Below are 26,585 nucleotides of genomic sequence, written 5' to 3'. Positions count from 1 at the left end.
ATGAACTCATTGAACTCCGTGAACTCCTCCCTCGACTCCCTCGACTCCCTCAACTCCCTCAACTCCCTCAACTCCCTCAGCCTGTACCTGCTGCTCATCGGCCTCGTCGTCGTCGAGCGGCTCGCCGAGCTGATCACCGCCCGCCGCCACACCGCGTGGAGCGTGGCGCGGGGCGGCCGCGAGTACGGTCGCGGCCACTACCCGGCCATGGTCGCCCTGCACACCGCCCTGCTGGTGGGCTGCGTGGTCGAACCCTGGGCGACCGGCCGGCCGTTCGTCCCCCTGCTCGGCTGGTCGGCGCTCGCCGTCGTCGTGGCCGCCCAGGGCCTTCGCTGGTGGTGCGTCGCCTCCCTCGGGAAACGCTGGAACACCCGGGTGCTCGTCGTTCCCGGACAGCCGCTGGTCGAGGTGGGACCGTACCGGCTGCTGCGCCACCCCAACTACGTGGCGGTGGTCGCGGAAGGGGTCGCGCTGCCGCTGGTGCACACGGCATGGATCACCGCGCTCGGCTTCACCGTGCTCAATCTGATGCTGCTGCGCGTGCGGATCGGCTGCGAGGACGCCGCCCTGACGGACGGCGGCCGGCTGCGTGCGCCGTCCTCCGTACCGTCGGCGGGCGCCCCCTCGTGATCGATCTGCTGATCGCCGGCGGCGGGCCGGCCGGGCTGGCCACCGCCATCCACGGCGCACTCGCCGGCCTGGAGGCGGTGGTCGTCGAGCCGAGGCCCACCCCCATCGACAAAGCCTGCGGGGAGGGCCTGATGCCCGGAGCCGTGGGGCGCCTCCTGGAGCTGGGCGTGCCCGTGGCCGGGCAGCCGTTCCACGGCATCCGCTACGTCGACGGCGTGAGCGGCCGGCACGCGGAGGGGCTCTTCCGCTCGGGCCCGGGCCTCGGCGTCCGGCGGACGGTGCTGCAGGCCGCACTGGCCGAACGCGCCGCACAGCTCGGCGTACGGGTGCTCCGGCGGCGCGTCGACCAGGTGCGCCAGGACGTCCACCAGGTCAGCGCGGCGGGGCTCACCGCCCGGTACCTCGTCGCGGCGGACGGCCTGCACTCCCCCGTCCGGCGGGGGCTCGGCCTGTCGGCGCCGCTCGCGCCCGGCCGGCCGGCGCGCTACGGGCTGCGCCGCCACTACGCCGTCGAGCCCTGGAGCGACCTCGTCGAGGTGCACTGGTCGGCGCGTTGCGAGGCCTACGTCACCCCGCTGGCGCCCGACCGGATCGGCGTGGCCGTCCTGACCAGCGACCAGGCCCCCTTCGACGTACAGCTCGCCCGCTTCCCGCTGCTGGCGGCGCGGCTGGCGGCGGGTGGCGACACGCCGGTACGCGGCGACACTCCGGTACGCGGGGCCGGGCCGCTGCGGCAGGGGGCTCGCGTACGGGTGGCGGGGCGCGTGCTGTTCGTAGGAGACGCGGCCGGGTACGTGGACGCGCTGACCGGCGAGGGGCTCACCCTCGCCGTGACGGCGGCCGGCGAACTGGTGCGCTGCGTACGGGCGGGGCGGCCGCAGGCGTACGAGCAGGCCTGGCGGGACCTGTCGCGCAGCTACCGCACCCTCACCGCGTCCCTGCTCTGGGCCCGCCACCAGCCGCGACTCGCCCACCGCATTGTCCCGCTGGCCGTCCGGCTCCCGCGCGCGTTCACGCGGGCGGTGAACCTGCTCGCGTGAAAAAGCGGCACCCCGCGCACGGGGCGCGGGGTGCCGCTCACGCGGGGTCGGCCGCCGGTCAGGCCGAGCTCTCCTGACCGCTCCTCAGTGCCAGGCCGGCGAGGACCGCGCCCGCCGCCGCGCACAGCACGACGGCGGTACCCGCCCAGGCCGGTGAGCCGCCCACCGCCCCGTGCAGCGGGTCGAAGTCCACCGATCCCCCGAGCACGTGCAGGGCCACGACGCCGAGGGCCGTGATCGCGCCGGCCCGCCACACCGCCACGGTGTCCCGGAGCGCCACGAGTGCGCCCGCTCCCAGACAGATCACGGTGACGAGGAGGGGCAGGAAGGCGACGGGGGGCGCGGACGGCAGGGCCCTCAGGTCGTCCGGCAGGTGCAGGGCGCCACTGACCAGCAGGGCGATCGCCACGGGCCAGCGCAGTGCGTGCCGCAGCACGGCGGGCCCCGCCGGGGAGCGGCCCGGCTCACCGGCCGGGGAGCGGCCCTGCGAGCCGGCCGGTGCGCCGGCCGGTTCACCGCCGCGTGCGGTGCGCCCGGGCGGCTCCTGGTACGGCGCGTCGTACAGCTCCCTGTACGGCAGCACGTACGGCTCCTCGTACGGCTCGGCCGGCCCGGCGCGGTCAGCGGGCGCGGCGGGGGCGGCGGACCCGGCGGGTTCGGCGTGGTGTGGCCGCTCCGGCCCACCGGGCTCGTCCTTGCCGAGGAGGGAGACCAGCAGGGCCACGTCCTCGATGGACCGTCCGACAGCGGCGGCGCGCAGCGTGATGTCCGCCTCGACCACCTCGTGCGGGGACTCGCCCAGGAGGGTGAGCATCCGGCCCACGTCGTGCACGGGCCGGGTCACGGCGGCCGTGCGCAGCGCCTCGTGTCCGGCGTCGGGCAGCCGGCCGTCCTCCTTGAGGAGGCTCACCAGTGCGGTGACCTCCTCGAGCGGACGGCAGGTGGCTGCCGTTTCCAGCAGGGTCCGCGCGAGCTGGGTGTTCGGCTCGTCCGGTGCGGTCGTGTCGGGGGTCACGGGGCGGTCTTCGGGTTCCGTCGCCTCGAGGGTTATGGGGTCAGTCATGGAAAGCTCCGTTCGCCGACGCACGGGTCTACGCATCGCGCGCCGGTCATCGTGCGTCATGGGAAGCGCACGCTTTGTTACATTGAGTGTCAGTTCCGCTCACTGCGCCATTCGGGGCGGGCAAACGGGGGTCTCCACCCGGGCCCCACGGGGAAAGGGGCGTCGGCCGTGCCCGACATGCGCGAGGTCCGACGCCGGTGCGCACTCCTGCTGCCCGTCGTGCTGCTGCTGCCCGTCGTGCTGCTGCTGGTGGGCGCCGCGGCCGGGCCGCCGCAGCGGCCCGTCGTGGACACCGACCGGGGGCCCGTACGCGGCCGGGCGCACGGCGCGTACAGCACCTTCGAGGGGATCCCCTTCGCGGCTCCGCCGACCGGCGCACTGCGCTGGCGGCTGCCGGAGCCGGCGCCGCGGTGGGAGGGCGTACGCGACGCCGGGGCCGCCGGTTCGCGCTGTGTGCAGCTGCCCGCGATCGGGCCCGGCGGGCCGAGCGGCTCCGAGGACTGCCTGTACCTGAACGTCACGGCTCCGGCGGGGCGCGACCCCGGTGGCCGGCCGCGGCCCGTGATGGTCTGGTTCCACGGCGGCGGTTTCTTCAGCGGCGCGGGGGATCTCTACCGTCCGGAGCGGCTGGCCGTGCAGGGCGGGGCGGTGGTCGTGACCGTCAACTACCGGCTGGGCGTCTTCGGCCTGTTCGGCCATGCGGAGCTCGGCGGGGCCCCCGATTTCGCCCTCGCGGACCAGCGGGCGGCGCTGCGCTGGGTGCGGGCGAACGCGGAACGCTTCGGCGCGGACCCGCGCAACGTCACCGTCTTCGGTGAGTCGGCGGGAGCCCTCAGTGTCTGCGCGCACCTCACCTCCCCCGCCTCGGCGGGCCTCTTCCACAAGGCGATCGTGCAGAGCGGATCGTGCTCGACCACGATGCCTCCACGGTCTCTGCTGCCCGGACTCGGCGCGTACGAGCCCTTCGTGCCGGAGCGGCGCACGGTCGCGGACGGCGCCCTGGCGGCGGCCCGGCTCGGCTGCGAACGACCGGTCGGGGTGCTGGACTGCCTGCGGCGCCTGGACACCGGCGCCCTCGCGACGGCCGACCTGATGCAGCGCTTCTCCCTGGTCTCCTACGGCAACAGCACCCTGCCGCTGGAGCCCCGGCGGGCACTGGAGGCCGGACGCTTCCACCGGGTGCCGGTGATGCAGGGAACGACCCGGGACGAGATGCGCCTCTTCCTCTCACAGACGCTGGCGGCCCATCCGATCGGCGACGAAACCGGCTACCGGGCCCGGCTGGAGGCGTCCTTCGGCGCGTCCACCGCCCGCGCCGTGGAGGCCCGTTATCCGATGTCGGCCTACCCGACCCCGGCGGTGGCGTGGGCGACCCTGCTGTCCGACGTGTCGTTCATCTGCCCGACGCTGCGGGACGGCGCGGCGCTCGGGCGGCGCGTGCCGACGTACGGCTACCGGTTCAGCGACCGTGACGCGCCCAACTTCACCGGTCTGCCGGAGGTGCCGGGGCTGCCGTACGGCGCGGCCCACGGTTTCGAACTGCCCTACCTGTTCACGATGGCGCCGCTGGCCGAGCCGCAGCGGCAGCTCGCGGACCGGATGACCGGCTACTGGACCGCCTTCGCCCGCACGGGCGTTCCGGCGGCGCCGGGAGCCCCGCAGTGGCCACGCCACCCGGCGCCGGCCTCGGTACTGTCCCTGGCACCGGGGACGGGCGGGATCCGTACTGTGGACGCGCGGGCCGAACACCACTGCGCGCTCTGGGACTCGCGGTGGCCGGGGCCCGGGGTCACCACGGCTCGGTGACCTCCAGCGAGCCGTCGGCCGTGCGGACCGTCACCGTGCCCGAGTCCCCGTACACCTCGTGCCGCCACGCGGCGAACACCCCGGCGATCCTGCGGGCGTCCTCGCCCCGGCCCTTGCCCACCGAACCGGTGACGAAGGTGATCCTCGCCTCGCCGACCGTGCGCACCTTGCGGACGCGGGCCTCCTGGACGGCGGCAGCGGCGGGCAGGAACGAGTCGGCCCCGGTCCGGTGCCTGGCGTAGTAGCCGTTGAAGTCCGGGGTCATGTCGAACCAGTCCGCCGGTCCGCAGGGGCCACCGCCGTTGGCCATGTCGCCGTCGGTCGGCGGGCCGGCGTATCCACCGGTCTGCTGGTCCGTCGGCGGCCCCGCGTACCCGCCGGTCTCCTGGTCGGTCGGCGGCCCCGCGTATCCACCGGTCTCCTGATCCGTCGGCGGACCCGCGTACCCGCCGGTCTCCTGGTCGGTCGGCGGACCCGCGTGGCCGCCCGTTTCCTGATCCGTGGGCGGGCCTGCGTAGGCGCCCGTCTCCTGATCCGTCGGCGGGCCGGCGTGACCGCCCGGATCCTCGTCCGTCGTCAGGTCGAGATCGCACTCGGCCGGCGCCAGCGTGGGTACGCCGGCCGGTGGCGCGGCCTGCCCCGCCCGTGTGGTCCCGCAGCCCGCCAGGACGGCGCACAGGAACCCCGCCAGCACAACGCGCCCGGTCACGGACATCGCCGTCATCGTCATGGTCATCCCCCTTTGGTCATCAAGAGGCCATCGCGGCGGCCGGGGTTCCACCCGCGGTCAGGCCATCGCGCGCGCCGTGCCGGTGACGCCGGCGCACCCCGTGCCCGCACCCCGTGCCCGCACCCGTGCCCGCTCCCTGCCAGGGAGGCTTACGGTGGCGTCATGACCGGTTCCGCAGCCCGTCCGCTCCTCTACCTCGATGTCGACGGACCGCTCATCCCCTTCGGGGCGGGCCCGTACCCGCGCGGGGACGACGCCCATCCCCTGCTCGCCCGGATCGATCCCACGCTCGGGCCGCGGCTGGCGGCGCTGCCGTGCGAACTGGTGTGGGCCACGACCTGGATGGCGGAGGCCAACGAGTGCGTCGCGCCTCGGCTCGGCCTGCCGGAACTGCCCGTGGTGGACTGGCCGGAGCCGTCCGACGAGGACGGGCGGGGCGGCATCCACTGGAAGACCCCCGCCCTCCTCGATCACGCGGCGGGACGGCCGTTCGTATGGGTCGACGACGAGATCACCGGCGCCGACCGGGCCTGGGTGGCCGCCCGCCACCCCGGCCGGGCGCTCCTGCACCGCGTCGATCCGGGCCGGGGCCTGACCGACGCGGACCTCACCGCGCTGCGGGCATGGCTCCGCCCGGGGTAGCGGCCCAGGACGCGGCGACCAGGGAGCGTTCCGCCGCCGCGAGGTGGGTCGCCGCGGCCAGCCAGGCCCAGGCGTAGCCGTCGGGCGAGGGGTCGGCGAGGCGGCCGAAGGCGTCGCGGGGACGGCGGTCGGCCTCGGCGGCGAGGGCGGCGGCCAGGTCCGCCGCCGCGCTGAGCCCGGCCCGGCGAAGCGGGCCGTACGAGGCCGTGGGCGCCGTACCGCGGGCCGCCTCGGCGACGGCGCGGCGGCCACCCGCAACCCCGCTCTCCAGCAGGCGGCGCACCCGCCACAGCGGGGAGTCGGCCAGCGGGTCCGGGCCGTCGGCGGCCGGGACCGGTTCGGGGGCGACGGCCCGCTGCGGGAAGTGCCCGCCCTGGAGGCGGTCGTAGCCGAGGTCGGCGCGGCCGAGCCACTCCTCGGGCAGCCGCAGCGTGTACTGCGCGCCCGGCACCGGGCCGACGGCGAGGGGGTGCAGGGTGGCGGCGCGGTCCAGGTCGGGTCGGCCCAGGACACGCAGCAGGAGTCCCGGGTACGAGGCGATGCGGCGCAGGTTCTCCGTGTGCGGCAGCTCCGCGTGGGGGTGCGCGGGCAGCAGCCGCAGCAGCGGTGCGTCCGGCCGCGCCTCGCGCACGAGGAGGTGTTCGCCGGCCGCGCCGACGACCGTGACGTCGCAGCCGAGCAGCGCGGACTCGGCCCTTTCGGGGTCGGCCAGCAACTCGGCGACGGCCTCGGCCGCCGGGCGGGCGAAGAGCGGGGCGGCGGGCTGCTCGGTCCATGGGGTGCCGGGCAACGGGGTCGCCCTGACTCCGCGTCCGGCGCCGAGCCGGCCCTCCGGGGAGACCGTCGCGCCGACGATGCGCAGGCCACCGCGGGCGAGACCGGCGTGATCGAGGGCGGCGCCGCCGAGGGCGACGGAAGCGGAACCCGCTCCACGGGCGCGGGCCAGGCCGCCGGGGCGGACGTCGGAGACCGAGTAGTGGTCACCGTCGGGGCCCAGCAAGTGGGTGACGACCCCGCCGTATCCGGTGGCGGAGAGCACGGGCTCCCGGCACAGGCCGTGCACCTGGAGGCTGCCGCCCGGGGCGTAGGCACGGCGGGCGGTGCCCGTCAGCGTGGGGTCGGCCGCGCCGGAGGCCAGCACTCCGGCGGTGTGCAGGAGCTCGCGGAAGGCTCCGGTGAGGTCGCCGAGGCGCTGTGCGGCCCGGCGCTCCCGGGCGGCGCGCAGGCCGCGTACGACGCGTAGGGCGGCTGCCTCGGCGCGCGGCAGTCCGGCGAGGCGGGCGGTGTGGGCAGCGCGGAGCAACTCGGCCTGGACCACGGCTCCCCCGGCCGTGACCCCGGCGGCGAGGGCTTCGGCTGCCGCGTGCCAGAGCGCGACCGCGGCGCCGAGCTGGGCTGCGGTGAGGGCCGGCGCGGGCTCGGCGGATTCGGTGGATGCGGTGGATGCGGTGGATGCGGTGGATGCGGTGGATGCGGCAGGTTCGCCGGGCCCGGCGGCCGTCGAAGGCTCCGGCTCCCGCTCCGCCATCGGAAGGGGCGCCGCATCCGCGAGCGGGGCCGCGCCCAGGGCAGCGGCCCGGTGGAGGCAGCGGGGCGCCAACAGGCAGCTGCAGGTGGCTTGTTCGGCCTTGGCGACCACTCCCGCCGGGCCGGGGCGCAGGGTGACGAGGGCGTCCTCGCCGAAGCGGAGGGTGACGCTGCCGTCCGCCGCGCGGGAGGCGCCCGCCGCGCAGTTCGCGGTGGCGTCGTCCAGCTTCTTGCGCAGGCGGGCGGTGAGGTTCTCGACCGCTTCGGCAAGCACCTCGGGTGCGACGGGCGGCAGTTCGGTGCTCAACGGGACTCTCCACGGAGGCGTTCGCCCACCCAGCGGGCGAGGGCGAGAGGGCTGAGGGCGGCCACGGGCATGCCGGCCGCCACGAGTTGCCGCGCGACCGGGACCGAGTACCGGGGCGTTCCCGCGTCGTCGAGCGCGGCGCAGCCCAGCAGGTGGGCACCGGAGGCGGCCAGCGCGCGGACCTCCCCGAGCAGCCCGCCGATGGGGGCGCCCTCCTCGAAGTCGCTGACCACGACGACGAGGGTGCGGCTCGGCACGGTGATGAGGGAGCGGGCGTGCGCGAGGCCGGCGGCGATGTGCGTGCCGCCGCCGACGCGGACCTCCAGCAGCAGGGAGAGCGGGTCGTCGACCCGGTCGGTCAAGTCCACGACCTGGGTGGAGAAGGCGAGGAAGTGGGTGGACAGGGTCGGTACGCCGCCCAGTACGGCCGCGGTCAGGGCCGACCAGATGACGGAGGCCTCCATGGAGCCGGAGACGTCGACCACCAGGATCAGCCGCCAGTCCGCCTCGCGGCTCGCCCGCGTGCTGAAGACGGGCCGTTCCGGGACGACGACCACCCGGCCGTCGGCCCGGCGCCGGGTGTGCGCGAGGTTGGCGCGCAGGGTGCGGGCCAGGTCGAGTCTGCCGCCGGGGCGGCGGGTGGGGCGCGGGGTGGCGAGGCCGGAGAGGGCCGGGCGCAGCCGGGTGGCCAGCTCCTTGGCGAGCTCGTCGACCAGCCGCCTGACCAGGGGGCGCAGTGGGGCGAGTCGGGCCTCCGGCAGGCCGCCGGCGAGGGACAGTACGGAGCTGAGCAGTTCCACGGAGGGCCGTACGGCCGCCGGGTCGAGCTGGGCGAGCACGTCGGTACGGCCGGCTTCGGCCGCTCCGGCGAGCACCTCCTCCCGTACGTCGGCGCCGAACAGCGCTTCCAGCTCCTGCGACCACTCGCGGGCCGTGGGGAAGGAGGCTTCCTGGCCGCCGCCCTGGCCCCCGCCCTGCCCCTGGCCGGAGTCGACGTCGCAGGCGCCTTCGCCGCGCCCGGCGCCGTACAGCTCGTCGAGGGCGTGGGCGTAGCGGCGGGCGCCGGCGGGGAGCCGGTCGCGTTCGCGGCCGAGCAGCAGCCGCCAGCGGTCGGCGGGGGCCAGGCGCAGGCGGTTCGTTGCGGGGGCCGGGTCGCGCGGCGGTGTCTCGGGGGTCTGGGGGGCCTCGGGGGTCCGGGAGGCCTCGGGGGTCTGGGAGGCCTCGGGGGTCCGGGAGGCCTCGGGGGTCTGGGAGGCCGGAGTCGGAGCGTCCGCCTCGGGCAGCGGGAGGGCCTTGAGCGCGGCGAGTCCGGCGGCGTCCGCGGCGGACCAGAGGGCGAGCAGGGCGGGCGACGCGTCGAGCGCGAGGTCGATCCGGTCGCCGAGCCGCTCGGTGACGGTGTCCAGCAGCCGGTCGCGGGCGGCGGGCGACAGGGCGTCGAAGCCGCCGCGCAGGGCAGGGAGCCGGTCGAGGAAATCCTGGTCGGCGAGGTGCTCGACGCGGTCGAGGAGCGGGATGAGGGCGGCCGGGGAGGACTGCAGCAAGGGACCTGCGGCGGTGAGGAGTCCGCCGAGCCGGCGGGTCAGGGCGCGCCTGGTGTCGGCGGTGCCCGCGCTGTCGATCCAGCCGGCGGCGCGGCCGCCGAGCTCGGCGGCCGGGTCGAGGTCGAGGAGGACCCGTACGGCCAGGGCCGCGCCCTGCATCAGCGGGGACGCCGAGGCGGCCAGGGCGGCGAGGGCGTCGTCCGTGCGCAGGCCGAGGTGGTGGGCGGCGGCGCGGTCGGCGAGGGCCACGAGGGCGGTCGCGTCGGCGGGGTCGTCACTGCCGGCGAGGCCGGGCAGGCACCGTACGGCCGCTTCGAGGAGCTCGCCGCCGAGAGCGGCCGAGGCGGCGCGGGACGCGGCGCGGGTGCCGGGCAGGTGGCCGCGGTGCAGGGCCTCCAAGAGGTCCAGGGCATCGAGGAGTTCGGGCAGGGTCGCCGTCTGCGGCAGAACCGTGGCCGCCTCGTGGAGGCGTACGTCGACCAGCGCGGGCAGATCGCACCGCGCGGCGGCGGCCAGCCCGGCGAGGATCTGCGCCGGGGTCGGCCCGCCGTCGGCGGCGGCGCGGCGGGCGGTGTCGCGCAGGGTTCCGGCGGCCGCCTGGGCGGCGGTGACGCCGCGGACGCCGGCGAGATCCAGGCGGGCCGGGACGGAAGGCGTCCAGGACAGCCGCCACTTGGTGCCGAGGGCGGTGCCGTCTCCGGTGGCGGCGACGGTGAGGGGCTCCCCGTAGGAGGCGCCGCAGACGAGGAGCCGTTGCAGCAGGACCTCGCGGCGGCCGTCGAGGGCGGAGCGGAGCGGGTCGAGGCGGATCTCGCGGGGCGCGGGGTCCTCGGGGGACGGCAGCCGGAGCGCGGCGAGTTCGGCCTCGACGGAGGGGCCGAGGCCGGAGCGCGGCGCGTGCGGGGTGATCCGGCCGCGGGCGGTGCCGACGAGCACGGCCTCGAGGGCGCGGGCCAGCGCCCGGCCCCGGCCGAGCGGTTCGCCTTGGCCGAGGACGGTGGTGACGGCTTCGAGGAGCTCGCCGCGGCCGGGCGCGGGGAGCCCGCGCAGGACGGCGAGGTCGCAGGCGAGCCGCAGGGTCTCGGCGGCCTCGCCGGTGCCGGCGGTGTGCCCGGCGCCGCGCAGCTCCCGGCAGAGCCGTGTGACGGCGACGGAGGCCGCCTCGCGGACGCGCCCGGGGTCACCGCCGGCTTCCAGGACGGCCTGCTGCCAGAGGGGGCCGCGGATGCCGGCGGGGTAGCCGGAGCGGGAGTCGAGCAGGTCGAAGGAGTACGGCACGAGGGAGGTGACGGCCCCTTCCCCGTGCGCGATGGCCTCGCCGATGCCGGCCGGGCCGGCCGACCCGCCGGAACCCGGGCGACCCCCACGGGCCGAGCCCTCGGTCGCATGCTCCCCGGATCCGGAACGCCCCGCACCGGCCGCGCGCTCGGCGGGTCCGCCGGACGCGGCGGGTCCGCCGGACGCAGCGGTCCGGCCGGGCCGGGGAACCGGCACGGCCGGGGCGCGGACATCCTCCGGTCGGGTACCGGACGCGGCGCTCCCGTGGCCCCCTGTCCCCGGACCGGAACCCAGGTTCCGCCCCGGGACAGTGACGGAGGCGGGACCGGCGGTCCGGGCGTCCGTGGCCGCCTCGATTCCGGGGCCCGCGTCTAGGAGGGCGGGGGCGTGGAAGGCGCCGATGACCGCGGCCACGCGGTGACCCGCCGCCGCGGCGGTCCCGATCACGGCCCGCATGTGGGCCTCGCGGGCCAGGTCCGTCGCGGGTACGGCCGGCGCGTCCTCGCGCAGGGCCCAGCCGACGCCGAGGGCCGCGCGCCGCACGGCTTCCGGGAGGCAGCCCGGTGCGAGGACCTCGACGGCGCGGTCCCACATGTCGTCGCCGTCACGGCCCGTGCCGGCGGCGGTGAGCGCATCCGCGAAGGAACCTCCGCGCCGCGGCTCATCGTGCGGCCCGGACACCGTGTTCTCCTCAGCCGCAGCCGCGGACGGTTCCCCACCCGGAGCCGGGACCGGGGCCGCGCCTCGGGGCAGCACCTGACCGGGGAGCGGCACCCGGACCACCTCGGGCACCGCGCCCGCCTCCGGATCAGGCAGAGTCCAGCCGCGGTCGGCCAGGGGGAGGTCACAGCAGACGACGGCCGCGCCGGACCGGCGGGCCCAGCGGATCGCGGCCAGCTCCGGGGAGAAGTCCGCGAACGGGTAGAACGCCAGGCGGCCGTCCTCGCCCGTGCCCGCCAGGGCGACCGGGGCGACGGTCTCCGGGTCGGCCAGGTGCTCCAGCCACGGCTGAAAGTCCGCCGGGAGCTCGACGCAGACCACGTCCGCACCGGAGGCGTCCAGCAGGGCGGGGACCACCGCGGCCAGCGCGGGGCTGTGGTGGCGCACCCCGAGCAGGTACGGATCACGGGCCGCGGCGAGCGCGTCGACCGCGGCGCGCGGGTCGGTGGGGGTCAACGCAGGCTCCCGCGCAGGTCCCAGAGGCGGCGCCACATCGCCGAGCCGTCCTCGGCGCGGCGGCGGACCGGGCCGTCCCAGTACCCCAGCAGCCGTCCGTGGTCGGCCGGGTCGTCCTTGCGTACGACGCCCAGCAGGTGGCCGGGCAGCAGGTCCAGCACGTCCCCGCCCGGCAGGTACGCGGCCGCGACCCCCAGCGAGGCCGCCACCTGAACGGCTTCGGCGGTGGACATGACCGTACCGGGGCGCTCCACGTCCCAGCCCTCGGCTGAACGTCCCGAGCGCAGGTCGCGGAAGACCGTGACGAGCGCGTCGAGCACCGCGTCGTCGACCCCGAAGGCGGCGCCGGCCCGCTGGACGGCGGCGACCGCCTGGCGGCGGATCAGCGTGGCCTCGGCGTCCGGGTCGGCGATCGGGGCGACGGTCTCGAAGTTGAAGCGCCGCTTGAGGGCGGCGGACATCTCCGAGACGCCGCGGTCCCGCAGGTTGGCGGTGGCGATGACGGTGAAGCCGGGGGCCGCGGAGACCACCGCGTCCTCGGTGGCGGTCAGTTCGGGCACGCTGACGCGCCGGTCGGACAGCATCGACACCAGTGCGTCCTGCACCTCGGGCAGGCAGCGGGTGATCTCCTCGACGCGGGCCACTCGCCCGGTGCGCATGGCCGAGAGCACCGGGGAGTCGACCAGGGCCTGCGAGGTCGGGCCCTGCGCGAGGAGCAGCGCGTAGTTCCAGCCGTAGCGGAAGGCGTCCTCCGTGGTGCCGGCCGTGCCCTGGACGGTGAGGGCGCTGGTGCCGCAGACGGCGGCCGCCAGCAGCTCGGACAGCATCGACTTGGCGGTGCCGGGCTCGCCGGTGAGGAGCAGGCCGCGTTCTCCGGCGAGGGTGACGACGCAGCGCTCCACCAGGGAGCGTTCGCCGACGAACTTCGGGGCGATGGTCATCTTCGCCGGCAGCCCGGCGCGGCGCTTCGGCAGGGCCAGTTCGGCTCCGTCGCTGCCGCAGACGAAGGTGACGACGGCACGCGGGGTCAGGGCCCAGCCGGGCGGGCGGGGGCCGGGGTCCTGGGCGGCGAGGAAGGCGAGCTCGGCGGCGTGCCGCTCTTCTGCGGGCAGCACCTGCCGGGCGGCGGGGGCGGGTTGTTCGGTGACGGTCATCAGGTTCTGTTCCTCTGAAGGTGTACGCGAGTGGTCGGGGGCGCGGCGCACCCGGGCGGGGTGCGCCGCGCGTGGCTCCGGCCGGGTGCCGGGCCGGGTTCAGCGGCGGCGGGTGCGGGTGCGCTTCACCTTGAGCTCCTCGAAGCGCGGTACGTCGCCCTCCCGGACGCGCTGCCAGGCGCGGCGGTAGAGCTCCGCGGCCGGTTCGGCGGGCGCGAGCACCCCGAGCAGCGGCCGTTCGCCGGGGGTCAGGCCGTACATCGGCAGCTTCCACTGCTCGACCGGCGGCGTCGGGGAGGACATCTCCGCCCAAGCGCCCGGCAGGAACAGGGAGCGCCCGGCCCGGCTGCGGTTGGCCGACACCACGAGATCGGTGGCGGCCAGTTCGGCGCGGGCGGCCTTGAGGCGGGCCGGCTTCCAGCCGGTCCACCGTGCGGTGTTGCGGTCGGTGGGGTCCGGCATGGCGAGGAGTGCGAGATAGAGGGTGGCCGCGTCGCCGCCCAGGCCGTACTCGGCGCGCACCTCTTCGACCAGCTCGGGAACCGAGCGGCTCGGGTCCTGCGGCCACCAGGTTCCCTCCGCGTCCACCGCGCCCGCCGCCGGGGCGCCCGGGTCGGCGAGCAGCGCGGCGAAGCGCGGGTCGTGGACGGTGCGCAGCGCCCGTTCGACCGCGAAGGGTCGCTGTTCGGCGCCGCGCAGCGCCGGCAGGTACGGGTCCGAGCCGGTGGAGTCCAGCAGCGCCGGGCGCAGGGCCGGCTTGGGCTGGTTGTCGTGGGTGGCCATGACGACCGCGCCGTAGCGCTCGTAGCCCTCGCCCGTCTCGGTCGGCGTGCCCGCCGCCTGGCGGAAGTCGGACAGGCTCGTGTAGTGCGCGATCTCCAGGAGCAGGCCCGGTGCGGCGAGCCGCTGGCGTACGGCGGTCAGGGCGGGCGGCAGGACCGCCCGTACGGGATCGCCCGCGGGCAGCCGGTGGGCGAGCCAGGCCGCCATGGCCAGGGACCCGGTCAGGACGTGTCCGGTGAACGGGTCGGTGGCCGGCTCGGCGGGCTCCACGTGGTCGCCCTTGACCGCCCACTCCACGTCGACGGAGAGCTCGCGCGAGGCGGCCGGGTCGAGGAGGGCCGCCAGGATCCGGTGGGCGGGCCAGGCGCCGCCCACGGCGCGCGCGGCCTCCGTGGCCAGCCAGTCGGGCACCGGGGTACGCCGGCCCACGCGCCGGTTCCACACCTCCGCGGCGGCGGCCACGTCGGGGCCCTCGCTCCACAGCCGCGCCGGATCGGCGGGCAGCAGGGCCGCGACCACGGCGCGCCGTACCTCGGCGTCGAGTTCCTTGAGCTCGTCGCGGGCGTAGGCCGCGTCGGTGGCCTTCACCCCGAGGGCGGTGCGCAGTTCAGCGGGCAGGAAGTTGCGCTCGTAGCTGTCGATGTGCGGGAGCCCCGCGACCACCAGGCGTGCGAGGGCGCCGGAGACTCCGGTGAGCCGGGCGAACTCCTCCGCGGCCTCCGGGCGGAAGGGCGCCGGGCCGTGCTCGGCGGCCGCGCCGAGGAAGGCCGTCAGCCAGCCGGCGCCCCGTTCGCGGTCGCCGAGCGGGGCGTCACCGCACACGGTGTAGGGACCCGGCACGGCGAAGCGGCCGGTGGGGTCGTGGAACAGGGCGCCGAACCGGTGGCCGTCGGGCCGGGTCTCGCTGTGCTCGGTCAGGGCGAGGACGGCTCCAGCGCCGAGCGGCAGCAGGCTGCGGTGGTGGAGGTTGCGTTCGAGGCCGTCGGGCGTGAGCAGATGGGGCCGGTCGAGGTGGAGCAGGACCCGGCGCCAGCGGTCGGCGGACCCTCCGGCCGATGCCAGCCCGAGGGCGTCCACCCCGGCGAGCAGGGTGACGAGGGCCGCCCGCTGCTGGTCGGTGGCCGAGACGGTGACGGCGCGGTAGGCGACGGCGGCCGGCTGGTCGAGCAGTGGCGTCCACGGGAGGGCGGAGTAGGGCAGCGCGGGCGTGTCGAAGTGCAGCCTGCCGGGCGACTCGGCCTCGCCGGTCCGCGCGCAGGCGGCGGCGAGTTCGCCCAGCGCGCGGTGGGCGGCGTCGCTGTCGCCGCCCCAGCGGTAGTACCCGGAGCCGATGAGGCCGCTGAGTGCGTCGCCGAGCAGTCGGTCGCTGGGACCCTGTTCGCGCGCCTCGGCGGGGGCGGTGTCCTGGCGGAGCCGGGCGGCGATCGCGTCCAGGGCCTTCTGCTGGGTGAGGGTGAAGCGGAGGACCTCGACGATCCCGCCGATCAGTTCGGGGGCTGTGACCTGCGGCAGGGCCGCGCTCACCAGGCCGGGGAGGTCGGTGAGCTTGTCGGCCGCGGCGGCCGCCTTGAGCAGCGCGGCGACGGTCTCCCGGTCGGCGGCGCGCAGGGCGGCCGAGCCCTCGGTGTCGCGGGGGCGCAGGGCGTACCAGTGGGTGAGCGGCGGCAGGTCGACGCTGCCGGTGCCGGCGGTGGTGTGGTGGCGGCGGTGGTCGCTGCGCGACCGGGCGGTGACCACGCCGTCCGGGTCGGTGATGCTCAGCTCCTGCCAGTGCTGCGACAGTGCGCGGGGCCGGTCGTCGCCGGGGAAGGTGAGCGCTGCGAGCGGCATGTCACGGCCCTCGGGCAGGGTGACGGTGCGGCCGCCGGTGTCGGTTCCTTCCCAGCCGTGGCCGGGGATGCGGACGGTGCGCCAGCCGAGGAGGCCGTCGGCGGGTGCGCCGAGCACGGAGCCCGCCACGGTCGGCGCCGGCCGCAGCCAGTTGGTGTGTCCGAAACGCCGGGCGGCTTCGGGGTACGGGCGCTGCCCGTCGGTGAAGAACCCGGGAAGGGAGAACCGGCCGTGGGCCGCCCCGACGGGGTCGTACTCGAGCCAGCCGCTGTCGGCGCCTTCGATGGTCCGGTCACGCCGCTGCCACACCCAGTACGAAGTGCCGTCGGACAGCAGCGCCCGCTCGTCCGGCAGTTTCGTGTCGCCGCGGTGCAGGACCCCGCCGCCGGTGGTGCGCCCGCCGCCGGGGAGCGGCAGGGAGATGTGGTCGCCACGCAGCGACCAGTGGTTGCGGTCGGTGTCCAGCGTGAAGACGGTGCCGGGCGAGGTGTGCCAGTAGCCCTTCGTCTCTCCGGCGCTCCAGGAGGACCAGAAGACGAGCAGTTCACCGTCGACGTAGTGGAAACCGTACCGGTGGTTGGATCCGGTCGGCACGCGCAGGTCGTGCGTGAGGACGGTGGTGTCGGCGTCGATGACGCGGACCTGGGTCTCGTTGGCGACGATCAGGTACGGCCAGGCTTCCACGACGGTCAGGCCCTGCCGGTTCTGGCCCGGGGTCAGGTCGGCGAGGGCGCTCTCCCAGGCGGGCCAGGCCAGCTCCTCGAACAGGCCCCCGCGCAGGGTACGGGCGAGGGTTTCGGCGAGGTCGGCGCCGGCCGCCGCCGCCACCTCCTCGGGAGCGAGTTCCAGCGCTTCGGCGGGCAGCCAGGTCAGGCGGGAGATCGCGTCGGGGACTCCGGGCAGGCCTGCCGCGATGGAGTCGCGGGCGACGCCGCGCACCCACTCGGCCAGCAGGGGGCGGCCGCCCGCAGAGGCGGCGACGCACCGGACGACGTCGCGGTTGCCCTCGCCGAGGCTGTTCAGGGCGCGGTGGAAGGCGGGGTGGAACCGCTGGTCGGCGGCGAGGGCGAGTAGCTCGCGGCGCTGGTCCGCGCGGGCCCAGTCCGTGAGGTTGAGCTCGGTGTGCCGGCGGTTGCCCTTCTCGGGTTCGGGATCGGTGACCGGGAGTTCCAGGGCGAGCAGCAGGTCGAGCAGGCCGGCGTCCTCGACCCCGACGCGCAGGCCCGCTTCCCGGCCGGGCCGGGCGAGTTCGGTGCTCAGCTGCTGCGCGCAGCGCTCGACGACGTCCAGGAGGAGCGGGGGCGTGGGGCGCTGGCCCCAGCCGGTGTGGCGGGCAGCGTGGAAGCGCTCCAGCCAGCCGGCGGCGCCGTCGGCGCACCGCTCCTCGGCGGGCAGCTCCTCGCGGGCCAGGCCGGCGGTGGCGCCGGACTCCTCCAGGACGTCCAGCCACAGGCTGGTGAGGTCGCCGTCGCCTCCGCCGGGCGGAGTCAGCCCGAGGAGCGTGCCGCGTACGGCGGGAACGCGGCGGGCGAGCGCGACGAGAGCCCCGCGGTGGGCCTTCCACCAGCCGGATGCGGCGCGCAGGGTGGCGGGCAGGGGCAGCAGTTCGGCGAGGTAGTCCTGCTCGGGTTCGCTGCCGGTCAGGCCCGCGGCACGGGCGAGGCGGCGCAGTTCGACGGTCGCCTGGGCGGAGGGCGGCAGCCCGCCGGCGGTACGGCGTACGCACAGGCGGCGGAAGCGCTCGTAGGCCTCGGCGGGTGTGACGCGGACGGCCAGCGCCTTGCCGTAACCGGTGAGCACCTTCACCGGGAGGGCGCCGGCCAGGGCGAATTCGAGGAAGACGGCGTCGAGGCGGTCCTCGTCGACGCTCAGGCCGTGCTGGGCCTCGGCGGCGCGGGCGCGGCCGAACAGCTGGGCGGCGTAGGTGGTGTTCTCGACGGCGAGGAAGAGGCGGGCCGCCTGCTCGTGGAAGAGGGGCAGGAAGTGCGGGACGGAGGCGGCGAGGCGGCCGGCCAGCTCCAGGCAGGCGTCGAGGGCGGCCTTGGGCTTGGTCTTGGCCTGACGGGCGATCCGGTCCAGTTCGGGGACGACGGCGAGGGCGTGGTGGCCGTCCTCGGGGTGGTGCACGAGGACCCATTCGGGGAAGCCGAGTGCCTGACGCCGGCTCAGGCCGACGACGGGCGGCTCGCCCGCGTCGCGTACGAGGCCCAGGAAGCCGGCGGCGAGGTCCTCGGCCGCGCCCAGTTCGGCGGCGGTCAGCCGCACGACGACGCGGTCCTCGCCGAGGCCGGGGTGGCGGTAGATGCGCGCGGTCAGGTCGACGGCGGCGGGGCCGGCGTCCGCGGTGCCGAGCGGCAGGACGGCGCCCGCCTTGAGCAGCAGTTCGGCCTCGTTCATCTTCGTGTCCCTCAGGTTGGTGCTCACGCGTCCCGGCCCTCCTCGATCTTGCGCCCGGCGTACAGCGCCGCGGCCATCCGCATGCCCTCGGACCAGGCCACCGGTCCGACCGCTGCCAGGGGTACCGCCCGGCCGTCCTCGTCGTGCCAGCTCAGGCCGCCGGTGCTCGTCTCGTCGTCGTAGTAGGGCTCGCCGATCCACACCGCGGCCTCCGTGCCGGAGCCCGAGTCGCGGACCTTGCAGGTGGCGTAGCCGCCGGAGACCCGGTAGCCGAGGCCGGTCGCCCGGGCGGCGAGGCTGAAGCGGGTGGGGAAGACCCCGCCCGCGTAGTCGCGGACCTCGGTGGCGGTGGCGGCGACCTCGGCGGGCTTGCGCCAGGTGGCGCGGTGGATCTGCTCGACCCGCTGCACGATGCCCAGTTCGGCCGCGAAGTCCCGTATGTCGTCCAGGTCCGGCAGCAGTACCGGGTGGGGCAGGGTCACCGTGCGCGGGGAGAGCCGTACGGTCTCGCCGTCGAGGTTGACCACCTTCAGCTCACCGGATGCGGTGGCGTCCCGCAGGAAGCCCACCTCGTCCGGGTCGTCACCGACGACGGCCAGGTCGCGCAGGGCGCTCTGCCAGGCCTCGTCCGGCCAGACCCGGGCGAGCAGTTCGGTCGGCACCGGCAGCGAGGAGACCATCCAGTGGTCGACCTGCGCGACGCAGGCCGCCGCGTGCCGGTCGAGCCATTCGGCCAGCCGGCGCAGCCGGTCCACCTCGGGATGGTCCTTCAGCGCCTTGGGCAGCGTTTTCAACTGCCGTCCCGCCGTCCGGCCGGTGGCGGACCTCGCCGCCACCCGTCCCTCCACCAGGGCGATCTCGTACCCCTCGCCCGCCGCCAGCCATGCCATCAGCCGTGCCCCTCCGCCTGTCCCGTCCAGTTGCGCGCAGCCCTGACAGGGGGAGCCAAACCCCCCTGAGCTGCGGTATGTCGGGAGACTAGCGAGGGCCACTGACAATGCACGCCGGAGGGCCCTCGGCAGGTTGATTGTCCGGTTCTGGGTAGTCTTCGCGGGACAGCGTGCGAAGCGGTGCCGGCTCGGGGTGGGGTTATGGGACGTCAGATACGTGTGCCGGGTGCGGTCCTGGCGGCCTTGCTGCTGGCGGCCGCGGCCGGCTGCTCCGGTCCGGTAGTCGCGCCGGGCGGCGGGGACGCGAAGCCGTCGGTCTCGCACCCGGCGCCGCCTCCCGCCGGGGCGCCCGCCGGCGGGGACGTACTGCCCGGCATGGTCACCACCGCCGTCGCCCGCACGCAGTTGGCCGCGCTGAAGGTCGCTCCGGTGGGCACGATGGCCGGCTACAGCCGCGCCAAGTTCACGCACTGGGCCGAGCAGGGCAACAAGTGCGACACCCGCGAGACGGTACTCGAACGGGACGGCGCCGACGTGACCCGGGACGCCGAGTGCCGGGCCGTCTCCGGTACCTGGAAGAGCCTGTACGACGGGACGGTGGTCACGGACGCGGCGAAGATGGACATCGACCACATGGTGCCCCTCGCCGAGGGCTGGCGCTCCGGCGCGGCCGGCTGGGACGCCGCCAAGCGCAAGGCCTTCGCCAACGACCTGACCCACCCCCAGCTGCTGGCGGTCACCGCGTCCTCGAACCGGTCGAAGGGCGATCAGAGCCCCGATCTGTGGCAGCCGCCGGAGCGGTCGAGCTGGTGCCAGTACGGGCGGGCCTGGACCACCGTCAAATCCGCGTACGAGCTGACCGTCACAGAACCGGAGAAGAAGATGCTCACCACGATGCTGGACACCTGCCCGTCATGACCGAGGGGAACGACCCGCAACAGTGGCGGCGAGAGCGACAGCGACAGTGGCAGTGGCAGTGGCAGGACGAGGTGCTCGCCGGCCCGGGCGGCGCCATGACCGACGAGGTCGGCGTCATCACCGGCCCGCTCACCCTGCGCAGCACCGCGGTGGCCGGGGGCCTGCTCCGGTTCGACGTCCAGTACAAGGACGCCGACGAGTGGTACACCCTCACGGGCAGCCCCCTCCCCCACTACGGGGCCCCGGCCGCCCTGCACACCGCCACCCTCACCGCGATCCGCGCAGGCGGCGCGGCCACGGCCCCGGCGGCTCGGAATCGCGGTTCAGGGTCCTGATGCCAGGCTGTGGCGGGTGCGGTAGAGCATCGGCGAGCCGCTCGGCGACGTCTGCCGGGTGATGACGACTCCGGGCGAGGACGTCGCCGATGAGGAGGGGAAGCTGGCCGAGCCCCGCCCCCCGGTCAACAGGTCGTCAATGGTGAGCAGTGCCAGACTCGTTCCAAGACGCTGGCGGACCACGCTGCCGCTGGGCCGCAGACGGTTCAGGCTCGCCGTATCTCTCGTTGGCGTGGGAATGCGCGGGGGCGTCGATGAGGAGCCGGTGGTCCGCGGCCGTGTCGCTGCTCGTGAGGTGCGTGTAGCGGGGCACCCGCCACTGGCGGCGCCAGGCGTCGAACCGGTCCGGGAACCGGTCCGGCGGCCCGGCCATCTCGTGCGCCGTGGCGTGGTCGACGCGCCACTGGGCCGGGCGCAGGATGACCCGGCCGGAGATGAGGCGGGGCAGATAGGAAAGTCGCGGGCCGGGCCCCAGTCGAAGGCGACGATCTGGGCGGTGCCATCGCGGATCGCGGGCCGGACGACGACGTTCGCCGAGCGGGTCTTCTCGGGGAGGTACACCAGTTCGGCCAGAATACGGCCGGCTTCAACGGCTTGTTCGGCGTCGGCGAGGTCCCCGAGGGCCGGAACGACACCGATGAGCATGCCTGCGAAGCGGCCGAGGTTGCGTCCGGCTGCTCCGGCACCGACGTTGGGGCCCACGACCACTCGACCCACCTCGTCCGACCAGTCGGATTCCTGTTGTCGTAGCTGGCGCGGATCATCACCAGGGTGGTTCAATCGGCCGCCGCAGGACTGTTCGAACACCCTCACATCTCGTCAGATCACCGATCCTGGCGGGACGTGAAGGATCGGACTTTGCAAGCCGCGATGAAACGTCGAGCAAGGGGTGGGACCAGTCATGGCCAGCGAGGCATCCGGGATCAACCGTCGGCAACTGTTCAAATGGTCGGCCGGCGCCCTGGGAATCGGGGCGCTCGGCACCGCGGGCATCGTCGCCACCGGCGGGCAGGCCGCAGCCGTCGAGGCCTCCAAGCGCTTCGACCTGACCGACCCCTCCACCGTGCTGTTCCGCGAGATCTGGCTGAACGAGACGCGCGTACTGCAGTCGTTCTCCTTCGACAACACCAACAAGCACCTCTACACCGTGAGCCTGATCAACGGCGGGCGGCAGCTCCCCGGCGAGACCCGCGCCTACACCGGTGACGAGCGCGCCAAGTACGGCGACCTGTGCGTCACCCGCCTCGACCTCACGGGCGCCATCATCGGCCGCATGTTCCTCAAGGGATTCGGCCACGGCGTCTCGATAGCCGTCGAGCCCTCCGGCAACAGCGCCTACCTGTGGACCGAGACCGACTCCGTCGAGGCACCCGACCCCAACTATCCGGACGACCCGTCCAAGAACATCGGCTGGGGAAGCAAGATCGGCCGGTTCGAGTTCGCCAACGGCACCGTCCTCACCAACGACTCACACGAGATCACCAAGCACAGCCCGGTGGCGGGCGCCGACCGCACCACCATCGCCATCGACCCGGTCAACAGCAGACTCGTCGTCCGCTACCGCCTCAATGGCGCCTTCCACTTCGGCCTCTACGACCTCGCCGCCTTCCGGTCCGGTACGTACACACAGCTCGCGCATGTACTGCAGCCGACCGACATCACCGATGCTCCGCCGTTCCAGGGCTTCACCAGCCTCGGCCAGTACCTGTACCTGCTCGAAGGCTCCGCCTACAGCAGCACCAACCCCGCCCCCGGCAACACCTACCAGTCCGTCATCAACTGGAACACCGGAGCCAGGGTCGACCGCCGCCTCTCCGAAGCCGGAAGCAGCCTGCTCTTCCGCGAGCCGGAAGGCCTCGCCATCCAGATCCCCAACACCGCCACTCCCGCGGCCGCCCGCCTCGTCACCGGATTCGCCTCGTACGCATCCGCCACCGACACCAACAAGAAGGCCAGCTTCTACTACAAAGACGCACTGATCTGAGAACGCTCTGGCCGCCCCGCCCCTCCCCGCCCCGCTCCGCCCCGCCACTGCCCGTAGTCCGGATCATCGTCGCTCTCGAAGAGCAGTCGTCGGGGCGTGTCAGAGGAGCGTGGCGCGGCCACGGGGGGCGACGACCGCCAGATCGGCGCTGTGTTGGCGGCGGCGCCGGGCTCGGCGCTTCAGCGGCTCGGGCGGAGGACCAGCCCGTGGTCGCCGTCGACGCGGACCCGCTGGCCGTCGGTCAGTCGCCTGGTCGCGTCGGCGGCGGCCATGACCGCGGGGATGCCGTACTCACGGGCGACGATCGCGGCATGGGAGGCCACACCCCCCGTGTCGGTGACGACGGCGGCCGCCCGGCGGAAGAGCGGCGTCCAGGCGGGACTCGTGTAGGAGGCGACCAGGACGTCACCGTTGCGGAGAGCGGCGAACCCGTCCGGGCCGTGGATCACGCGGACCGGTCCCTCCGCTGCACCGGCACTGCCCGGGGTCCCGCGCAGCAGGACGTCGGCGCCGGTCGCGGTCGCACGGAACGGCTGTGCGGGGGCGAGCGGGACGAGCGGTGTCCGGGCGAGGGCGGCACGCGTGGCCTTGCGGCGGGTGGCGATCTCGCGTAGCCCCGCGGCGAGTTCGGGCGCGGGCGGCCAGGGCCCGATGCGGTCGAGTTCGTCCAGGCGCAGGTGGAAGACGTCCTCCGCGGCGTCGAGTACCCCAGCTGCGACGAGCCGGTGGCCCATCTCCAGCAGCGCCTGCCGCATCGCAGGCAGCGGCAGCATCGCCAGGAACCGCGTGTCGTCGCGGATCTGCTGGAACCAGCGCGCCTGCCGCAGCATCGCACGGACCGCCGACCGCAGCGGTTCCGGCCCCCGGCGGAGCAAGGGGTGGCGGAACAGGGTCTGTTCGGCCTGCTCGCCGGGGTGTGGGCCGGCCGGCGGCGGGTCCTGGGAGGCGAGGCCCTTCAGCATGCTCAGGACGACGTCCGGCCTGTCGCGCCAGGTCCCCGGCGTGAGCAGCAGCGGTGTCGCCGTGTCACGGTGCCCGTACAGGTCCAGGAACCCTTCGAAGTCGGCCACGAAGGCGGGTGCCGACTCCCGCATGCTGGTGTGCAGCGCCTCGTACAGCTCGTCGGCGGTGAGCCGGGCGAAGGCCTCCGAGAGCCCCGTGTCGGCCCGGATGGCGGCTGCCAGGTCCTCCAGCGAACGGTTCGCGTCGGCGGTCAGGGTGTCCACACCCGACAGCAGCGCGCCCATGAGCCGGCGCCGCCGCAGCGCGGACAGCGTGAGGTACAGCCCCGCCAGCGACAGCAGGGTGCGGGGGAAGTAACGCAGCCGGAGTTCCAGCAACGGCGCGGCGATCCGGGGCCCTTCCTTCAGAACGGCCATGAGTTCCGGCCAGGAACCCCCGGCGATGTCCCGTCCGCGGAGTTCATCCGCACGTCGGCGCATGGCTCCGATGAGCGGATCGGACGTCCACCGGGCCGGGTCGTGGCGGCGGGCCGCGCGTACGAGACGGACGGGCGCCGTCAGCAGCCGCCAGGTGGGCCTGGGCAGCGGCATCTCCACACGGACCGCGACGCCGGAGTCCTCGGCGAACATCCGGGACGGCGGTGGAAGGGCGATGCCGATCGCCTGGACCACAGCTTTCTCGAGCAGTCCGAGCAGCGGTGCCAGCCACGCGGTGATGTCGATCGGGTACGGGCGGACCGGCAGGACCTCGCTGAGCATCGCGCTCGTCATCCGCTGCAAGCGGGTCGGCAGGCGCAGCAGGCCCGCCAGCCTCGCCTGCTCGGGTAGCGCGGGCAGCTCGGGCAGCGCGGTGATCGGGCGGGTCTGCAGGACGTACAGGGTCCCGTCGGCCCAGGCCCATTCGATGTCCTGCGGTCGGCCGAAGTGCCGCTCGACGTCGTCGGCGACGCCGATGAGTTGCCGTACAGCCGACTCGGGCAGAGCGGCGCCCGCCCGGTCCCCCGTGACCTGCTCGGTGCCACCGCCGGGGCGGGGGCGGACGACGACTTCTTGCTGTCCGGCGCTGCGGCCGACGACCTTCGATCGCCGCCTGTCGACGACGATGTGTTCCGGGGAGACCAGCCCGGAGACCACCGCCTCGCCGAGCCCCGGGCTCGCGTCGATGACCAGCGCATGCCGGTCGCCGGTGACGGGATCGCTGGTGAACGCCACCCCCGCGAACTCGGCGTCGACCATGCGCTGCACGACGACCGCCATCCTCACCCGGCCGTGGTCGATGCCGCGGCCGGTACGGTAGTCGACCGCGCGGTCGGTCCACAGCGAGGCCCAGCAGCGGACGACGGCGTCAAGGACCTCCGGCTCGCCGATGACGTTGAGGAAGGTGTCCTGCTGACCGGCGAACGCCGCCTCCGGCAAGTCCTCCGCGGTAGCGCTCGAACGCACCGCGACCGCGACCGCCCCGCCGCCGTCGCCGCCGCCGCCGAGACCCCGGTAAGCGGCGCGCACCGCCTCCGCCACCTCGTCCGGCACGCCGGCGCTCACCACGGCCTCGCGGACCGCCGCCGGACCGTCGGTGCCGAGACGGCCGAGATCCGGCGGCCGGTACGCCGCCGTGGTCACGACGAAACCCGGAGGCACCGCGAAGCCGGCGCGGACCAGCTCCCCCAGGTTCGCCCCCTTCCCGCCCACGACCCCCAGATCGGTGCCGCCCAGCCGCCCCAGCGGGACGACGAGGCCGGCCGCACCCACCGCGCTCGCCTCGTTGTCCATGCCGCGCTCCCTCCCCGCGGACGACCGTCGTCTGGACCACCAACCCTCGCACCTGACCCCACAGGGCGCTCCCCGAAGGCACTGTGCCCCGCAGCCCATTCGCCCAGTCGGGCTACCCCGGCTCGCGTCCATCGGCGGTGGCAGGAGGCGTACCGAAGGTGGAAGTCCGCTGCCGATGCAACAAGTCGCTGTTGTCGCAAGCGATACGGGATGAGGCAGCAAGCCCCCGAACAAGAGGCGGCCGGACCACACCAGGGCCGGCGGTGCGCAGCGACTGCTCGACGTCGCGGTGGGTACGTGGTGCTCGTAGAACAGCGCCCAGACGTAGCAGTCGTGCGGGGCAATGCGGTCGTTGCGCTGGTGGGCGCCGGCGACGCCCGGACGAGCCAGGACGTCCCCGGCTCCGCCGGGCCACTACACGAAACCGACAGCGCGCCCCGGACCGAAAGCGACGGCGAGGCCCAGCACCCGCCCGCCCATGCGGCCCACACCAGGGGCACGGGCCGCGAACATGGCCGAGCTGTGCCGCGCGGCGCACGGCGTCACCAGCCCCGCCGTCACCGCACTGTGCCACTGCCCCGTGACATCGAACCATCGATGAGCGACGGGGAGCACGCCACGCGAGGGTGGGCGTCAATCCAGGATGGCCACGAACCCGCCGTGGGCCGCACCGGAGCCCAGCAGATGGGCCCAATCGAGCACCTGGGGCAGTTCGTCGAGTGACAGGGCGACCGCGCCACCGGCTGGTTCGGCACCCGCACACCAGTCGCCCATATCACCAGGCTCAGCGCCCCCCCCTCGTCGGCCTCATCGATCACCAGGGCTGGGAGCGCAGGGACGATGAGCCCAGCCTCACCGGGCCCGTCCACGACACACAGGGTGAGTTTGGGGACAATACTCCATCCCTCGCACCGGGGCACCGCCCCGTCCGGCGCGGCTAGGACCGGTAGCACGTCATGGACTGGGGCATCGGAGAGCAGGAGCACAGGGGTAGCGCCCCGAACGAACAGGGTTTTCTCAGGACTCAGAAGCATTGGGTCACTCTGGCAGGCCGGAGCGGCCAGTGGGATCGGCGGGGCACGCCGATCAAACTTCGAGGGTACGCGCTCAAGGTTCGATGTCACAGGACAGCCACCAAACTGTCCGGTCTCACTGAAGCTTGATGTCCTGTCTCTGTCGATCTAGACGAGTAAGTCCGAAGTCTTCGGGCGCATGAAGCGAGGGTCTCGTTGATCCGTTTGTGACGACAGATCTCGAAACCCTCGCGACAGCACTGTACGTGAAGATCGATGACTCTCTGGCAGGAACGCGGCGGCCAGGGCGGCCTCCGAGGCTGACGGACGCGGAACTGCTGACGCTGGCGGTGATGCAGGCCGTCCTGGGCTTCACCTCCGAAGCGAGGTGGCTGCGGTTCGCCCGCCGCCACCTGGCCGCCGAGTTCCCCTACCTGCCCGGGCAGTCCGGGCAGTCCGGCTACAACAAGCGCCTGCGGGCCGCGAACACGCTGATCAGCAGGTTCATCCGCACACTCGCCCGGGACACCGACCTGTGGCACGACGACGTATGGATCGTGGACTCCACACCCGTGGAATGCGCCCGCTCACGGCCCACCGTCAAACGCTCCGACATGGCCGGCTGGGCCGGCTACGGCTACTGCCCCTCACACTCACGGTTCTTCTGGGGCCTGCGCCTCCACCTGCTCTGCACCCCCGCAGGCCTACCCGTCGCCTGGGCCCTGGCCAACCCCAAAATCGACGAACGCGAAGTCCTGGCCGACATGCTCACCCAGGACGCCGATCTGCTGGCCACCCACCCCGGA

The 26,585-nt window shown here is 74.8% G+C and carries 18 protein-coding genes and 1 pseudogene; 8 read left to right on the top strand and 11 right to left on the bottom strand.

The genetic code is table 11. The features are described from left to right. Both ACZ4TV_RS19260 and ACZ4TV_RS19255 read left to right on the top strand, forming a co-directional pair. The gene (locus ACZ4TV_RS19260; RefSeq protein ID WP_468135873.1) at positions 1–630 is read left to right on the top strand and encodes an isoprenylcysteine carboxyl methyltransferase family protein; all 630 of its coding nucleotides are present in this window, start codon (positions 1–3) and stop codon (positions 628–630) included. Then, positions 627–1,670, top strand: a complete 1,044-nt coding sequence (locus ACZ4TV_RS19255) for an NAD(P)/FAD-dependent oxidoreductase (protein WP_468135872.1) — start codon at positions 627–629, stop codon at positions 1,668–1,670. Before ACZ4TV_RS19260 ends, ACZ4TV_RS19255 begins: the two co-directional genes overlap by 4 nt. 58 nt (positions 1,671–1,728) lie before the next feature. On the opposite strand, the gene ACZ4TV_RS19250 is transcribed toward ACZ4TV_RS19255, so the two are convergent. Next, a complete protein-coding gene (locus tag ACZ4TV_RS19250) occupies positions 1,729–2,733 on the bottom strand; it encodes a hypothetical protein (RefSeq protein ID WP_468135871.1) in 1,005 nt (334 codons plus the stop codon). A 177-nt stretch (positions 2,734–2,910) separates the two neighbouring features. Here ACZ4TV_RS19250 and ACZ4TV_RS19245 point away from each other — a divergent pair, with 177 nt between their 5' ends. Continuing rightward, the gene (locus ACZ4TV_RS19245; protein ID WP_468136014.1) at positions 2,911–4,539 is read left to right on the top strand and encodes a carboxylesterase/lipase family protein; all 1,629 of its coding nucleotides are present in this window, start codon (positions 2,911–2,913) and stop codon (positions 4,537–4,539) included. Here the strand turns inward: ACZ4TV_RS19245 and ACZ4TV_RS19240 are convergent. Then, positions 4,523–5,269, bottom strand: a complete 747-nt coding sequence (locus ACZ4TV_RS19240) for a hypothetical protein (RefSeq protein ID WP_468135870.1) — start codon at positions 5,267–5,269, stop codon at positions 4,523–4,525. The genes ACZ4TV_RS19245 and ACZ4TV_RS19240 overlap by 17 nt on opposite strands. Positions 5,270–5,431: 162 nt before the next feature. Between ACZ4TV_RS19240 and ACZ4TV_RS19235 the strand changes: the two genes are divergently transcribed. Beyond that, a complete protein-coding gene (locus ACZ4TV_RS19235; protein WP_468135869.1) occupies positions 5,432–5,911 on the top strand; it encodes an HAD domain-containing protein in 480 nt (159 codons plus the stop codon). Here the strand turns inward: ACZ4TV_RS19235 and ACZ4TV_RS19230 are convergent. From ACZ4TV_RS19230 to ACZ4TV_RS19210, 5 genes are all read right to left on the bottom strand, one after another. Continuing rightward, positions 5,877–7,745 (bottom strand): hypothetical protein, encoded by a 1,869-nt coding sequence (locus ACZ4TV_RS19230; protein ID WP_468135868.1) that lies wholly within the window; start codon positions 7,743–7,745, stop codon positions 5,877–5,879. The two genes, ACZ4TV_RS19235 and ACZ4TV_RS19230, sit on opposite strands and share 35 nt — an antisense overlap. Beyond that, a complete protein-coding gene (locus ACZ4TV_RS19225; RefSeq protein ID WP_468135867.1) occupies positions 7,742–11,743 on the bottom strand; it encodes a vWA domain-containing protein in 4,002 nt (1,333 codons plus the stop codon). The genes ACZ4TV_RS19230 and ACZ4TV_RS19225 overlap by 4 nt, the downstream gene beginning before the upstream one ends. Further along, entirely contained in the window at positions 11,740–12,897 is a 1,158-nt protein-coding gene (locus tag ACZ4TV_RS19220; protein ID WP_468135866.1) for an ATP-binding protein, read from the bottom strand. Before ACZ4TV_RS19220 ends, ACZ4TV_RS19225 begins: the two co-directional genes overlap by 4 nt. Positions 12,898–12,996: 99 nt before the next feature. Further along, complete coding sequence (locus tag ACZ4TV_RS19215; RefSeq protein WP_468135865.1) at positions 12,997–17,934, bottom strand: DNA-binding protein; 4,938 nt, start codon at positions 17,932–17,934, stop codon at positions 12,997–12,999. Next, positions 17,931–18,797: a DUF4132 domain-containing protein gene (locus ACZ4TV_RS19210; RefSeq protein ID WP_468135864.1), complete on the bottom strand. Its 867-nt coding sequence runs from the start codon at positions 18,795–18,797 to the stop codon at positions 17,931–17,933. The genes ACZ4TV_RS19215 and ACZ4TV_RS19210 overlap by 4 nt, the downstream gene beginning before the upstream one ends. 201 nt (positions 18,798–18,998) lie before the next feature. On the opposite strand from ACZ4TV_RS19210, the gene ACZ4TV_RS19205 reads away from it, so the two are divergent. Beyond that, a complete protein-coding gene (locus tag ACZ4TV_RS19205) occupies positions 18,999–19,715 on the top strand; it encodes a GmrSD restriction endonuclease domain-containing protein (protein WP_468135863.1) in 717 nt (238 codons plus the stop codon). After that, the gene (locus tag ACZ4TV_RS19200) at positions 19,712–20,050 is read left to right on the top strand and encodes a hypothetical protein (RefSeq protein ID WP_468135862.1); all 339 of its coding nucleotides are present in this window, start codon (positions 19,712–19,714) and stop codon (positions 20,048–20,050) included. Before ACZ4TV_RS19205 ends, ACZ4TV_RS19200 begins: the two co-directional genes overlap by 4 nt. Positions 20,051–20,186: 136 nt before the next feature. Here ACZ4TV_RS19200 and ACZ4TV_RS19195 read toward each other — a convergent pair whose 3' ends face one another. Both ACZ4TV_RS19195 and ACZ4TV_RS19190 read right to left on the bottom strand, forming a co-directional pair. Next, entirely contained in the window at positions 20,187–20,525 is a 339-nt protein-coding gene (locus ACZ4TV_RS19195) for a lantibiotic dehydratase (protein ID WP_468136013.1), read from the bottom strand. Positions 20,526–20,563: 38 nt separating this feature from the next. Next, positions 20,564–20,752, bottom strand: a pseudogene (locus ACZ4TV_RS19190) (lantibiotic dehydratase); the annotation flags it as partial. Positions 20,753–20,951: 199 nt separating this feature from the next. Here ACZ4TV_RS19190 and ACZ4TV_RS19185 point away from each other — a divergent pair. Beyond that, complete coding sequence (locus ACZ4TV_RS19185) at positions 20,952–22,034, top strand: phage baseplate protein (RefSeq protein WP_468135861.1); 1,083 nt, start codon at positions 20,952–20,954, stop codon at positions 22,032–22,034. A gap of 179 nt (positions 22,035–22,213) precedes the next feature. On the opposite strand, the gene ACZ4TV_RS19180 is transcribed toward ACZ4TV_RS19185, so the two are convergent. Together ACZ4TV_RS19180 and ACZ4TV_RS19175 are read right to left on the bottom strand one after the other, a co-directional pair. Then, on the bottom strand, positions 22,214–24,766 hold the full coding sequence (locus tag ACZ4TV_RS19180) for a PEP/pyruvate-binding domain-containing protein (RefSeq protein WP_468135860.1): 2,553 nt from the start codon (positions 24,764–24,766) through the stop codon (positions 22,214–22,216). 633 nt (positions 24,767–25,399) lie between these two features. Next, positions 25,400–25,540, bottom strand: coding sequence for a hypothetical protein (locus tag ACZ4TV_RS19175; RefSeq protein WP_468135859.1), 141 nt, complete (start codon positions 25,538–25,540; stop codon positions 25,400–25,402). Positions 25,541–26,006: 466 nt separating this feature from the next. Between ACZ4TV_RS19175 and ACZ4TV_RS19170 the strand changes: the two genes are divergently transcribed. Further along, positions 26,007–26,585, top strand: a 579-nt coding sequence (locus tag ACZ4TV_RS19170) for a transposase family protein (RefSeq protein WP_468135858.1), incomplete at its 3' end; no start/stop codon positions are given.

The sequence above is a fragment of the Streptomyces sp. NPDC028910 genome (assembly GCF_055564955.1).
This window is presented reverse-complemented; position numbering and strand designations above follow the sequence as displayed.

Bases quoted from the DNA above. Each gene is read 5' to 3' on its own strand.
- ACZ4TV_RS19260 (WP_468135873.1), top strand. From the start codon at position 1: ATGAACTCATTGAACTCCGTGAACTCCTCCCTCGACTCCCTCGACTCC.
- ACZ4TV_RS19180 (WP_468135860.1), bottom strand. From the start codon at position 24,766: ATGGACAACGAGGCGAGCGCGGTGGGTGCGGCCGGCCTCGTCGTCCCG.
- ACZ4TV_RS19235 (WP_468135869.1), top strand. From the start codon at position 5,432: ATGACCGGTTCCGCAGCCCGTCCGCTCCTCTACCTCGATGTCGACGGA.
- ACZ4TV_RS19205 (WP_468135863.1), top strand. From the start codon at position 18,999: ATGGGACGTCAGATACGTGTGCCGGGTGCGGTCCTGGCGGCCTTGCTG.
- ACZ4TV_RS19175 (WP_468135859.1), bottom strand. From the start codon at position 25,540: ATGGGCGACTGGTGTGCGGGTGCCGAACCAGCCGGTGGCGCGGTCGCC.
- ACZ4TV_RS19210 (WP_468135864.1), bottom strand. From the start codon at position 18,797: ATGGCATGGCTGGCGGCGGGCGAGGGGTACGAGATCGCCCTGGTGGAG.
- ACZ4TV_RS19240 (WP_468135870.1), bottom strand. From the start codon at position 5,269: ATGACGATGACGGCGATGTCCGTGACCGGGCGCGTTGTGCTGGCGGGG.
- ACZ4TV_RS19200 (WP_468135862.1), top strand. From the start codon at position 19,712: ATGACCGAGGGGAACGACCCGCAACAGTGGCGGCGAGAGCGACAGCGA.
- ACZ4TV_RS19245 (WP_468136014.1), top strand. From the start codon at position 2,911: ATGCGCGAGGTCCGACGCCGGTGCGCACTCCTGCTGCCCGTCGTGCTG.
- ACZ4TV_RS19185 (WP_468135861.1), top strand. From the start codon at position 20,952: ATGGCCAGCGAGGCATCCGGGATCAACCGTCGGCAACTGTTCAAATGG.
- ACZ4TV_RS19250 (WP_468135871.1), bottom strand. From the start codon at position 2,733: ATGACTGACCCCATAACCCTCGAGGCGACGGAACCCGAAGACCGCCCC.
- ACZ4TV_RS19220 (WP_468135866.1), bottom strand. From the start codon at position 12,897: ATGACCGTCACCGAACAACCCGCCCCCGCCGCCCGGCAGGTGCTGCCC.